We start from the raw sequence: 14,981 nt of genomic DNA on the forward strand, positions 1-14,981 counted from the left end.
GAGATAAATCTTCACTATCTGGCTATAACAAATAAATGCATATGCACAACCCGTGTGATCACACTAATACCATCATTAATCTTAGGCACCGCTATTTCCGACATGCCAAAAGTTAAAACGTGTGCGAACTATCTAAATTATCCGATGGATACCTTACAGAGATGGCGATTTGCACAAAAGTATTAGGTAATCCATAGTCGTGCCGCTTAAATGAACTATTATTAGTATCTATTGCAAGATTAAAAGTCTGTCCCCTGAAAGCTATTTGTGTGAAACATGCAAGCGATAGTCGCGAAATAGATAAAACTACGCTTCATGCGCGGCATCAAAATAAGCATACTGTTATTCGCTCTAACTGTAAAACATTGTTACTTTATTTTCTGCTACACTACCGGATAGTGAAAAGCCATCGCTTATGGTATACTCCCCACACTGCAGCATAGTGCTGCAGACTAAAACCACGTGCGATATTCTCTGTTGAAGAGATGACTACCCCATGAAGGATAAAGCCTTAACCGTATCAAAAAGCGTGCGCTAAATACACCGCCAGTGATGTAAAACCTTTAAGCTTAACTAATCGCATAAGAGCCGTGGGTGATGTAGAACATAGCGGGGCGTATATTGCCACGTAGTTTTACGTAATTAAAAAGCTATCAAAGGTAGCTATCATTAAGCGATCTCTAGCATAAAGTTAAAGCTACTCATCTATTTGATATAAATGAGTATTTTGCGCATACAAAAACACCGCATACTTATGCGTGCTCCCAGCATCTTTTATTAAAAGAGATTCATACGATATCTTCTTGAAGATAATTTATCAACATATTAATGTATATTATATAATTTTGATAGTACAAATAAATACATTACACATAGATAGATACGTTTAAAGCTTCGCGGTATTTTACAGGTCGCCCCCACAAATATCACTAGACATATTTAGTATCTTTGGCGGTGACTAATTATATTGGTATACCAATATGTATTTTAGAGAGCAGTCGATATGTATTGATAATACAATGAATTATTGTATCATTCTGATTTCTTGACAATATTTTGCATTATCACATGTAGCAACTTTATAATGCTCACCGTTATTAAAAATTTGTACTAAACTAAATTAACGTTAATAATCAGAGCAGCGCTTATGTATTAATTTACTGCTACAACACAATATCATCGATATATAAATCTACTGTGCATGTTACTTATAAGACTTATTAACATTGTTACTAACGTATTTAATTGTTTTATGATCTAGTTGCTTGATTTAGGCGCTGCTTTAACCTTTATTAAAGATAATATTACACCTTAGGGTAATATATGCTGCATAAATGTGGTTTTATTATTAATTTGATATCATTTAATCTTCTTAAGACTATCTTAAAATATCTTTTGCAAGCTAATGCTATGTGTTGATTAATTAATCAAGATTAATATTTATTTTAATATATACTTACTTGGAAAATTAATACTTAATTTTTAGTATGCATTTACTTAATAACGCTAATATTTATTGATTTTATTCTTTAATTGTAAAACATTACCTATTAGGCAATACAATAATTTATCTAATCAATATTAGAGATTATTACTAGTTTGTAATTTACAGTTTGTTTATTTTATTCTTGATAACGGTTCTTTCTCAAGAAGATGTTTTATTTATCTAACATGCAAACAAAAAAATACTCAGTTTATGACTAAATGTTACGTTAATTTATAGGTGACTATATTGATGATTATTCCATTAATAATCTAAATGAGTTAATGCTATACTTATAGCTGTTTATAGTAAACTGCTTGTAGTAAAGTATCAAGAAAAATAAAAACTTATGTAATATACTTAATAGTATACCAATATGAATTACCGCCTTCAGATAATTAAGATAATCTGGATTAGTATTATATTACCGTTGTTAGTTGTTACGTTATATATTATTATATAACACGTTCACTGTAGCACACACAGCAAAATATTTAAAGTTTTGTCGATACTTATTTAACGATAATATTATTAGAAATTCATTCTAATTTAATTTTATGCTGATAAGGTTCAGAACATTTAGCTGCAAAACAGATATGTGAAAAAAAACTAAGTTACTTTTTTATTTTATCAGCTAAAACTAATTTTACCAAAAGTTTACTAGATGCACTCTATCATGTTATGTAAAAACATGAGCAGTACAAAGCACCTAAATTTTATTTATCAAAGCGTACGATGGAAAATGCCTATAAGGCGCATATAGATAGCGTAACACACTATTTGTGTTAGTTGACCAATAAAACTATCACACTATATGTGACCATGAGCTGTTGAAAACATTAACACCAATAACTTATTGTTAATTCTGCATGCAGGATAGCGCTTTAATCAACACATCAGCACCAGTGCCTGGACGCTGTGCTGACTCGCTTAAATAACGACGCCACCGCCTGGCGCCCGGTACCCCATGAAATAACCCAAGCATATGGCGGGTTATATCACCAAGGATTGTTCCGTGAGATAACTCCTGCTCTATATAAGGCAACATTACATCAATCACTGCCTCCCTATTCGGCAAAGGATCCGTATCGTCAAACAACTCGCTGTCAACCAGAGATAAAATACCTGGGTTATAATAGGCTTCGCGTCCTATCATAACCCCGTCAATCTGCTGTAAATGCACTTTAGCCGAGTTTAAAGTAGTGATCCCACCATTTATTATTATATTAAGCGATGAAAAATCTCGTTTTAGCTGATACACACGCTCATAATCTAGCGGTGGAATTTCGCGGTTCTTTTTTGGGTTTAAGCCGTTAAGCCAAGCTTTTCTGGCATGAATTATGAACGTTTTACAGCCGCCACTAGTAGATACGGAATCGATAAAGTCACATAGAAACAGATAGCTGTCTTGCTCATCGATACCAATGCGGGTTTTTACAGTTATCGGCAACGATGCAGCCTCGCGCATAGCGGCAATACATGACGCTATGCGATCTTTATCAGCCATTAAACAGGCACCGAAACGACCGTGTTTTACCTTATTAGAGGGACAACCTACATTTAGATTGACTTCATCATATCCGTGCGCCTGTGCCATTCTAGCGCAGCGCGCTAAAGCATTCCGTTCATTTCCGGCCAGTTGCAATGCCAAAGGGTGTTCTGCATCACTATAGGCCAGGTAATTGCCTTTCCCATGTAATAAAGCATTAGTAGTCACCATTTCTGTGTAAAGCAACGCGTGGCGACTAAATTGCCGCATAAAAAATCGGCAATGACGATCTGTTTTGTTTATCATTGGAGCAACACTGAACCGGCCAGTTGCAGATGAAACCAAACCTACTGAAGTTATAGTGGACGGCATAATATTTTTATTAAAGCGATTTTGGCCCATAACTAAAATTTTATATACCTGTTCAGGTAATCGCATTACCCACAAAGCATAAGCATTAGGGGCAATAACGAGGAAGTATTAAGTATATTCTAACATACTAAAGAGGTTAGTGCTATTCTTTCTTATAAAAGAAACTGATTGCTAATCAGGCAAGTAATAGATAGTAATAAAGTAAAAAATCAAAACTCCTGCATAAAAACTTTAGTAAAATAACTTGTAATTTATTCAAGAAGATTTCTGCTTTCTTGACTTAAAAGAACTAAATTAAGTTTTAAAATTATATTAATACTGCTAGTTACTACAAATATTACCTCCGAATACAAACTAGTATAATCAAATCATTAAATAAAAGAGATTAATTAAAATATAACGTTATCAAAATAATTCATGAGATATTTATTAATTATCATATCACTTATTACAAAGATATTATAATTGTTTATCAAACTATACAGATAAGTGTTATCATACAGTTAGTATTGATGTAATATATTATATAAGAAAATATTAACATGAGTGAGTTAACTATTCATCGCTATACTAGCGCATGCTAATATAATCATATTTTAATTTACTTATAGTAAAACATTTAACTATCGAAAAGATGAATTTATAAAAACTAAGCTATTACATCAAAATATTAAGTGTTAACCATGCTTGACTGTGTTTCTCAGGGCTAAACACTAAGGTATACTATTAATTATAAAACTTACATATGTGTATTTTATTTAGTAATTTTATAATTATAAATAGTTAATTAATATTAGATATATTAACTAAATTATTATAAATAATAACGTGAGAGCAAATCATACGATCTAATTATTAGCCAAACGATAATGCCTTTGTTGTGGCGATAAAATTGCAGGTTAAATAATATATTTGTCTTGTTATTAACATAATGCATCAGCAGTATTACACAAGTTATTGTTAACAGATATTTATATTAACAATATTAATATCTGCTATAATACTTTACTGCTACGAGCATTATTACTATACGTTAATAAATAAATCATTAATTTCTTATTATTTATACAGTTAGCAACCTACCTATTGCTTCTAATTAATGATCGACGAAAGTAAAAAGTTAAGTGTTTAGTACAATTAAAGCAGAAATTTAGCAAATCGGTATTTAAGCATTAACTTTTAATTAATAATTTATTTATATATAAGTTATACTTTGCTAAAAGTAATAGAATATAATCAGTTTAACGTAATATTTGCTATGTAACAAATGTTTCATGAATTCATGAACCCATGAAGCGTATTATACTAGTAATAAAGAAAATGATGCAGTTAGCCTGCATTTTAATTTTTACTGAGCAACAGGTATAACCATAAAAACTAGATTTTATCTTAATTTAATAAAAAAAGAAACGAAAACAGTCAAAACAGAATAGAACACCCGCAATAAAGTTATTCCACCGTTACTGCTTTAGCCAGATTACGCGGATGATCGACATTGGTCCCTTTGATCAGGGAGACATGATAAGCAAGTAATTGCATCGACACAGCATAGAAAATAGGTGCCACAATCTGTTCTACCTGCGTCAGTCGAATAATTTTCATGTTTTTACTTGCAGTAAAAACAGTATCTTTCTCCGTAAAAATATATAATAATCCCCCACGAACTTTAACTTCTTCAATATTAGACTTTAATTTTTCTAAAAGTTGATTATTAGGTGCAATGACAATAACCGGCATATGGGCATCAATCAGAGCCAGCGGTCCATGCTTCATTTCTCCCGCAGCATAGGCTTCAGCGTGAATATAAGAGATTTCTTTCAGCTTTAGCGCTGCCTCCATAGCAATAGGGTAAAGATCGCCGCGACCCAAAAATAGTGCATGCTTTTTATCTAAGAATTCCTCAGCTACCGTTTTAATTAGTTGATCCAGCGACAAAACCTGCTCGATACTGCTTGGCAATGTCTGCAGAGCATGCACGATACTTTCCTCTATTCTCTTGCACCTACCACGAAGGCGGCCAATATGTGCTACTAACATTAACAGAACCGTTAGTTGGGCTGTAAAAGATTTAGTAGAAGCTACGCTGATTTCAGCGCCAGACCGAGTCATCAGCGCCATATCCGATTCGCGCACTAGTGAAGAACTCTCAACATTACAGATAGTAAGTGAACTATGATAGCCAATAGCTTTTGACAACCGTAGCGCAGATAGGGTATCAGCAGTCTCTCCGGACTGAGAGACGGTAATAAAAAGACTACCTGGTCGCATCGTAGGTTTACGATATCGAAACTCAGAGGCAATTTCTACATCACAAGATACTTCGGCCATTGCTTCGAACCAGTAGCGGGCTACCATAGCTGAGTGGTAAGAGCTGCCACAGGCAATAATTTGCACGTGCTGAACCTGGAGTAATAGTGCATCGGCGCCAAAGCCCAATTCAGACAGTATAACTTCTCCATGATTGACGCGACCGGCTATCGTATTTTTGATAGCCTGAGGCTGTTCAAAAATTTCTTTTTGCATATAGTGACGATACAATCCTTTATCAATCGCATCGTATTTTACCTGTGATATTATTTCCTCCCTTTTTACACTATTGCCCGCTTGATTCCATACCCGTACGGTACAACAGGTAATTTCAGAAACATCACCCTCTTCTAGGAAAATAAAACGGCGAGTAACTGGCAGCAGTGCCAATTGATCAGACGCTAAAAAATTCTCGCCGATCCCGAGACCAATTACTAGAGAACTACCAGAGCGCGCTGCCGCCAGCACACCGGGATTGCGGATATCCATAATCACTATTCCGTAAGCGCCACGCAACACGTTAACTACCCGCTGTATAACCTCAAAGAACGCGCCGCTATGCTGGCACTGCTCCCAATGCACCAAATGCGCAATTACTTCCGTGTCAGTTTGCGTAACGAAAGTATAACCGTGTTCACGCAGTTTTTCTCGAAGTGGTTCATGATTTTCTATCATGCCGTTATGAACAACTACGATGTGTCCCGAAACATGAGGGTGAGCATTATTTTCGGTTGGCTTGCCATGAGTTGCCCAGCGCGTATGAGCAATACCAATGTTACCAGTTAGATCATACTGCTGTGCTGCGTCGATCAATACACTGACTTTACCCACCCGGCGCAAGAGCTTTAAATGACCATACTTATCCACTACTGCTAGACCAGAAGAATCATATCCACGATATTCAAGACGACGTAATCCCTTCAACAAGATCTCGTTAATATCACGCTGCGCAACCGCTCCTACTATTCCACACATCTCGGTTATTCCTAATTAAACTAGTAGCAATCACCATAATTAGCCAGCACAAAATCCGACCTTATCAGCACTAGTTAAACGTTAATGGTTTTGAAGGATTCTTTTCTGTATGGCGTGACGCACAAAACTAAGTGCTCAGGAGAAAATAAAACTTATTTTTGTTTTTTTTACTGGCCCCTTTCAGTTAGCAATAGAAAATTGACGTATCCGGCTGATTATCATATCTCCGTCAGCAACATCTTGTGTAATAGTCGTACCGGCACCGATGGTAGCGTCGTCGCCAATGGTTACCGGTGCCACCAGTTGGCTACCAGAACCAATAAATACATCATTTCCAATAAGGGTCTTATGCTTATTAGCACCATCATAATTGCAGGTGATAGTGCCAGCGCCAATATTTACTTGTGCACCTATATCAGAGTCACCTAAGTAACTTAGATGGCCAACTTTCGATCTTTTACCGAGTCGAGTTTGTTTCATCTCGACAAAATTTCCCACGTGTGCACCTTCCTCCAGTTCGCTACCTGGTCGTAGGCGGGCAAAGGGACCGAGAGTACTGTGAGCAGCCACGCGCCCTTCTTCAATCATAGTATAAGGACTGATGACCACATCATCACCGATGACCGTATTTTTTAGGATACAACCAGTACCGATTATAACTCGATTGCCGAGCAAAATACGTCCTTCTAGGACCACGTTTGTGTCAATGCACACATCCTGTCCGTATCGTAGTTCACCGCGCAAATCGAAGCGGTCTGGATCAGACAGCATCACTCCGCTTAGCAATAGATGCTCAGCCTGCTCCCGCTGAAAACGTCGCTCCAGACGCGCAAGCTGGAGCCGATTGTTCACACCTTCGACCTCGATATCTCGTGTGGGCTGCACCGTATTAATTAGACGGCCTTCATGCGAAGCCATGGCGATAATGTCTGTTAGATAAAACTCACCCTGTGCGTTATTGTTAGTTAATTGCCCCAGCCAGCGTTTTAAATCTCCGCCGTTAACAACCAAAATACCAGTATTGATTTCCTTAATTTGCTGCTGATGTTCATTGGAGTCTTTATGTTCAACTACATCGACCACCTCGTCTTTAATGTGCACTATACGGCCATAACCATCTGGATTGTCTAGAGTTACCGTCAGCAAGCTTATGCCACCTAAAGGCTTTGCATTCAGCAAACTCTGCAAGGTGTCAGAAGAAATAAGCGGTACATCGCCATACAGTATTAGGACATCTTCTTCGTCACAAAGATAGTCCAACGTCTGTTGCACAGCATGGCCAGTACCACGCTGCTCAGCCTGCAGCACCCAGTTTATGGGAGCGTTTTGGACAGCCAGACGTTCACGCAGCAATGCACCTCCGTAACCGTAGACCAGATGAATGCACGACGCGCCTAACTGAGTTGCAGAATCAATCACGTGTTGGACCATGGCTTTACCGGCCAGGGAATGCAGAACTTTTGGCAATGAGGAAAACATTCTACTTCCCTTTCCTGCGGCAAGAATTACCACACTTAATGCTTGATTTAATCTAACCATAATAAGTAATCCTATTTATCAACCGATAGTAAAACCATTCGCAACCGCGTTATTACATGATTTAAAAGCAAAACATTACATAAACGTTTTAAATACAAATGCTAAGGCTTATTTATTTAATACCAAAAAATGTAAAGTGGTATTGGTAATTATTTCTTAAATACATGAAGGATCAAAAGCGAGTCATGACAATCAAACTTTGACTTTACATTTTTGATCACATCTCTTTTACGGTTAATGCTATGTCACATACTTTTGATAGCAACTTAAAAGGTTGTCCTTCGCTCCTGAGTATTATCAATATCACCTTGGTTACTTACTGGTATGCTCTTCCGATTCGCACTTAGACTCTATAGATAGCTCTCACCTCGTTCAGATCTTAGCCACGAATAGCAGTATTTGCAATTATGATAACAGTTCGGGCATGTAACTTTGAGTACATGCCAGACAAGTAAACATATTCTTTGCTGTTATGTTTTTTTAACAATAAACACCATAACGGAATTTATAACAGTAAACAGAACAGTATAGCTAGAAAAAAATCCTATCTTCTACTTCTTCATTACCTATTACTTAAATTTTTTACTGCTTTATTCGATGTAACCAGCTATATAGAATGTATGTTCAGGTAAAGATGTCGCGTGCCCCCTTTTGATACCTTTAAAACCACGAATCGTATCTTTTAGAAATATATACGCCAGGCAAGTTAATAAATATTTCCGCAACAAAAAACGGCTCTGAAAAGCAATGCTGGCTCTTACGTGCGCGCAATACTATTAAATTAATATCGTCGAATAGTTCATCTATCTCGAGAATAACGATAATGTCTTTCAGCTTTTAATAAAACTGTAGGATAAAACTTCACTCTTTGCACAACATCGCAATGCTACTAACTTACTACTATGTGGATCCAACTGGTAGTTAATAGCATCTAGCGGATCTAATGTCAGATATATATCTAAAAATTATATTTAACAGCTCAGTATCACGTTTAAGTTAAGATGGGCCAAATTGCTAGTTAGCGATAAGTAAATCAAGTCATATGTAAGGATATAAACTGCCTGTACAAACGTAATAAACTCGGTGTTGTTAGTAGAAGTAATACATTCCTGCAATACAGCCCATTTCTTCCGCCAGCATTAAATAGTAACCCACTTAGAACTACATACAACCAAGAAGTGCAAACACTTCAGTACCGGCTAGGTATAACGATAGATGTTATCCATGAAGAGTAAAACTCTTCAACCTTCTTCACTAAATTTTTCAACTATGATTAGGCAAGTTAGCGCAACGCGCAGACAGGTTATTGAGTGACTCTTCTATCCGGTCATACACTAGCGCTAGTCTATAAATGACATTACAGTCAGTCATTTCATGATACATGTCGTGATCTTCACGAGCACGTTCACTAACACCTGATCACCAAAAGCTGCAATAGACGTTTTAGATAGCTTTTGAGCTCAATCACGCACGCAAAAACATTATATTAGCGAGCCGCTCATTGCGGCTTACTTAGGTGGAAACGCTATAGAGCATCCACTGTCAGTTTAACAACCTTCTATTGTGCTCAATAACACAGGAGAAAGCTGACTTAAGGCTAAGAGAAAGCTAAAGTTGTCATATTAGACAGTTAAGACCTTGTTTTATTATCATTGTAGAAACAATGTGATTGAGAATGTTATTAACAGAGTTATTTACATAACGTTCAATGAACTTTTCGGTATACAACACAGCGAGATAAGCAACTTGCTTACGCAAATCTTTACAGACGCAATGGTGTCAAACATGAATTTCCACTTGCACCATAACCATAATTTTAATATTCCGCTTGTGAGTTAACTTTTGCTTAATCAATTAATTGCACTTTATGCTTATTAATCTATTCAATCATCTAACGTGCTTCTACCTTCATTTGTATCACAAGATAGGTTGCTTTGTAGCCTAGTCAATATCTAGATCTTTTGCGTGTTCAACGAAAGCTAGATTATTAATAATTTCTTTTTACGCTTTTTTATAACAATATCTATTAACAGCAGCCACACGTATCTCATGTAAAATAACACAAAGGGGACAAATAGCGATAGTCTGGACTAGGATAGTTGCTTTACGATTCACAGTATAATGCCTGTTGTAAGATTAACGGTTTGAGGTTAGTGTATCTGGCATTTCAATGCTCATACAGTAAATACTAGATAGGACTAGACCTAAGGCGATCATGAGAATAGCGTAAAATAGCTTTATAACTACAAAATTGCATACGTAATAGAAGGATTATATCAAGTTGCCGATCAGAGACCTCCCAAGGTTTACACATATAATGCCTATACCAATTTATAACATGAGGAGTCATTTGCTGCAGATTTATATTCAGGATTCCATAAAATCTAAAGTTTATTTTAGTTAAATTCAATATTAAAGTGAGTAAAATTAATTTATTCAGACGCCATGGAGAGATATATAATCGTTAATAGCATAAAAAGAAAAGCCTGCAATATAATAATAAAGATGTAGCAAATGGCTAAAGGCACATTGAGAATCCATTACGACCACTACGGTAATAGATTAATAATTAAAATTGAGTTCAACTGAACCGCATACATGTTGCCAACCACCTAAGGCATAGAGAGTCATTAAGTTAGACAAGCAAGCTACCCCTTCAAAATCAAGTTAAGTAAAATAAAAAAGAGTAGTTAAATGGCTATAAAGTAAGTTACTTGACGAATCAGCCGATTTATTGCAGCATCAGCGCTGCAATAAATGATGAGGATAAATACGCCAAACGCCATCGATGACGTAATATTTACGTAAGCTAAGGGAATTACGTGCAGCGAAAGGCAAAACAAAAACATGTTCGCCAACATAAGGTAACAAATCGCTGGGTAGCAACAAATTTCATCAAATTGATAAAAACTAGACGAAATTGTTAAGTGCCAACAGAGTGATAAATTTACTTTTATCGTGAAAGATATCACTTACGCTGCCGTCAACAAATCTGACCACCAGCTCAATGAAAGTCTGTATTTTCCTAGTATACTACTGCTCGTGACACTAGTGATAACGTGTATAAATATCAGTAAAAAATACCGCCTAGCAGCAATGCTAATAACATAAAATCAATATTAAGAACCCTAAAGTTATTGCTGAGTAGGGATTGCTTAGTTCTCAAGTACTAAAGTCAACCTGAGTTTATACCGGTAAATACCTATGTATTACTATGGAATAGAAATTTTCCTGATGCAGTTATTATAACTTTTACCCTTTCTTGTTAATTTACTGCCAATGAAAATATTAGCATAATCATCAATAAATAAATCCAATTTAATTAGATACATGAGTCTTTAAACGTTCCTAACTAATTGCCTAGTTAAACAATGGCCATTACATATTAAAATTTATCGATAGTTAACTAGCAATATATAAGACCCGTAATCTCGTCATGCAATACAATGACAGCAAGCATACAGATTAAGAGCAATATTAAGCAATTAGAAGAAAACTACTCTTCTGTCTTCACGACAAATCCAAGATTTGAAAAATAGTGCCTGTGCACATGCACAGCAATAAAGTTACAAACTAAAAAAACAATAGTTCTTAGAACGTTAACTGCTGTTTATAGCATAATTATAACTTTCATGTTTTATCACCTACTTAACTCTGAATAAATATTTATGAAACTGTCTTGACTATAAGAAATCAACATATAACTGCTTATAAAGCATATGTATTTTGTTTTAACATAAAACCAAAATCATAAAAGTACATCTTATAACATCTCACTAATGATCATCATTACAATTATAAATAAAAAGATTATAACAACTTAAAATCGTAAATTATTAATTAGCTAATACATTATAAAATAAATTAATTAATATCAACTGGTTATTTGATTTCATCAAATTCGTCTCCACATTGTGATTACGTTATTAACGTAAAGGCGGTGCACTCAGTTATATTAACCTAAGGTTTAGTACCCTAAATAAAACTTAATAAAAAACAATAAAATCAGTTATCTATTAAATAGAATATTGCTTTAATAAACAAAAATTAATTCTTAATCAAATATAAAATATAAGTAAATGATCTCAATATTTTAATGATCGCTAATGCTTTCATTTATAAAGCAATCCACGATTATTTTTCCTGAGCGTTGACTAAAATTATTTTTTGCTAATGCCACCAATAAGATATAGCTCGCCTTTTAGGCGCAATAACTGAGTGCTGATCACTGATTCGACCCGAAATGCTCTCCTCCAGCAGAGGCATAATCAAAATCCATCTCAGCCAGCTGACTAATAACAAATACAACTGTATTTCCTCCCTAATCAACACTTCAAGTAAAATAGTTTTTTATGTAGCTGCAAGCGACAAAACGCCACTTGTACCGCAGTTTAATCTTACAGACGGCATAAAGTTTTCAATCAAGACTTACAATATTAAAATATTCTCAATAGTTAGTTTATTCTAAACTTTTAGAGAAGAAAATGTATGCGCTGGCCGAACCTACTTAAAAACTCGCAAAACCGCGCGTTTGCACCAAACAATATCCAAAATAATCTCTGGTAACCCAAAACCAAAATCAACTTTTATGTAATTATCCCTAAAAAACAGGTATGCATGAAGATAACACTAATAAGTTAACTAACTATCATCTACTATAGGGAATGCACTGACATTAGTGGTTAGTTTTATTTTATATTATTACCAGCAAATCTATATCGCTTAGCACTGCTACTTGTACTGTGTTTATAGCGACATGTCCGGTTATGTCCAGCTATTTTCAAAAAATCAAAGTATCTTATCGTTGTAAGATATTACGGTTTAACAATCCATGTTTTTTTAACCAAATCAACAAGATTGAAATTGCTGCTGGCGTTACACCAGAAATGCGTGAAGCCTGACCGATAGAGTTAGGTTTATTATCGTTAAGTTTGGCAATCACTTCATTAGATAAACCCGATATAGCGCTGAAATTAATATCCGCGGGGAGAAAAGTATGTTCATGACGCATCTGCCGCGCGATCTCTTCCTGCTGCCGGGAGATGTAACCTTGGTATTTAATCTGTATCTCAACTTGTTCAGCTACCTGGTTGTTAATGAGTGCTGGACCAAAACTATCTAGGACAGTTAACCGAGCATAATTTACTTCCGGACGGCGCAGGAGATCTTCGCCATTTTGTGCGCGCGTCAACGGTGACTTCAACAGCGTATTTAACAAGTTGCATACTTCACTTTTGGGATGTACCCAGGTATCGCGTAAACGCTGACGCTCTAGTGCAATCTGTTCCTGCTTCGTGCAAAAGTGCTTCCAACGCCAATCATTCACTAAACCAAGCCGCCGTCCTATTTCCGTTAGACGAAGATCTGCATTATCTTCACGTAACGTCAGCCGATATTCAGCGCGGGAGGTAAACATACGATAAGGCTCTTTAGTACCTAACGTGCATAAATCATCTACGAGTACACCTAGATAGGCCTGGTCACGGCGCGGCCACCAGCCATCTTTGCCAGTGGCAACCCTAGCCGCGTTAATACCAGCTAGCATACCCTGTGCTGCGGCTTCTTCGTACCCAGTAGTACCATTAATTTGACCGGCTAAAAATAGCCCACGGATCAATTTACTTTCCAGTGTTAGCTTAAGATCGCGCGGATCCAAAAAATCGTATTCAATTGCATAGCCTGGACGAATTATGCGTGCATTTTTCAGACCCTGAATAGATTGCACAATTTGCATCTGTATATCAAACGGTAAGCTAGTCGAGATCCCGTTCGGGTAAATTGCGTTGCTAGTTAGCCCTTCAGGTTCGAGAAAAATCTGATGGGCTTCGCGGTCGGCAAAACGGATTACTTTCTCTTCTATAGACGGACAATAGCGTGGTCCTATACCTTTCATGATGCCAGCATACATTGGGCTACGATCCAGATTCTGGCGGATGACTTCATGGGTCTTATTATTGGTATAAGTAATGTAACAAGAAATCTGCTGTGGATGCTGATCCGCAGAACCCAGGAATGAAAAAACTGGCAAAGGATTGTCCCCTTGCTGAATAGTCAACTGTGAAAAATCAATGCTACGTACATCAATCCGCGGCGGCGTGCCAGTTTTTAAGCGATTCACCCGGAACGGCAGCTTACGTAGACAACGCGACAGAGAAATAGATGATGGATCCCCCACCCGACCGCCGCTATAGTGATCCATGCCGATATTAATTTTGCCATCCAGAAAAGTACCGACAGTTAATACTACTGCGCTAGCTCGGAATTTAAGCCCAATTTGTGTAACTACGCCGATAACCCGATCTGCGTCCACGAGAAGATCTTCCACCATCTGCTCAAAGATCATTAAATTAGACTGGGTCTCCAGCGCATCGCGCACTACCTTCCGATAAAGCATGCGATCCGCCTGCGCCCGAGTAGCTCTAACTGCAGGCCCCTTACTAGCGTTTAGTATTCTGAACTGAATACCAGCCTTATCTATGGCCTGCGCCATCAACCCACCCATAGCATCAATTTCCTTAACTAAATGCCCCTTGCCAATACCACCTATTGCCGGATTACAAGACATTTGTCCAATAGTATCAATATTATGTGTAAGCAATAGGGTTTGACATCCCATCCGTGCGGCAGCCATTGCCGCTTCCGTACCGGCATGCCCGCCTCCAATGATGATGACGTCAAAATGATCAGAATAAAACATTGCATCACACCTCACGTCAAAGTAAAGGATCGTCCAAGGTGGTCCATGAGACAGGTAATTCTACTCAAATTTAGGCACAATACAAGTCAGGAAGATAAGCAAATAATTAAAAGATAGAT

At 36.8% G+C, this 14,981-nt stretch carries 4 protein-coding genes; all 4 read right to left on the reverse strand.

The window, feature by feature from the left end:
* Positions 1-2,342: 2,342 nt before the first annotated feature.
* Positions 2,343-3,344: a tRNA dihydrouridine(20/20a) synthase DusA gene (gene dusA, locus HBA_RS00730; RefSeq protein ID WP_457920947.1), complete on the reverse strand. Its 1,002-nt coding sequence runs from the start codon at positions 3,342-3,344 to the stop codon at positions 2,343-2,345.
* 1,449 nt (positions 3,345-4,793) lie between these two features.
* Positions 4,794-6,626, reverse strand: a complete 1,833-nt coding sequence (gene glmS / locus HBA_RS00735) for a glutamine--fructose-6-phosphate transaminase (isomerizing) (RefSeq protein WP_097032152.1) — start codon at positions 6,624-6,626, stop codon at positions 4,794-4,796.
* Positions 6,627-6,806: 180 nt separating this feature from the next.
* The gene (glmU, locus tag HBA_RS00740) at positions 6,807-8,165 is read right to left on the reverse strand and encodes a bifunctional UDP-N-acetylglucosamine diphosphorylase/glucosamine-1-phosphate N-acetyltransferase GlmU (RefSeq protein ID WP_097032153.1); all 1,359 of its coding nucleotides are present in this window, start codon (positions 8,163-8,165) and stop codon (positions 6,807-6,809) included.
* Positions 8,166-12,963: 4,798 nt separating this feature from the next.
* Positions 12,964-14,862 (reverse strand): tRNA uridine-5-carboxymethylaminomethyl(34) synthesis enzyme MnmG, encoded by a 1,899-nt coding sequence (gene mnmG / locus HBA_RS00750; RefSeq protein WP_097032154.1) that lies wholly within the window; start codon positions 14,860-14,862, stop codon positions 12,964-12,966.
* Positions 14,863-14,981: the final 119 nt, after the last annotated feature.

Source organism: Sodalis endosymbiont of Henestaris halophilus, from assembly GCF_900161835.1.
Lineage (GTDB): Bacteria > Pseudomonadota > Gammaproteobacteria > Enterobacterales > Enterobacteriaceae.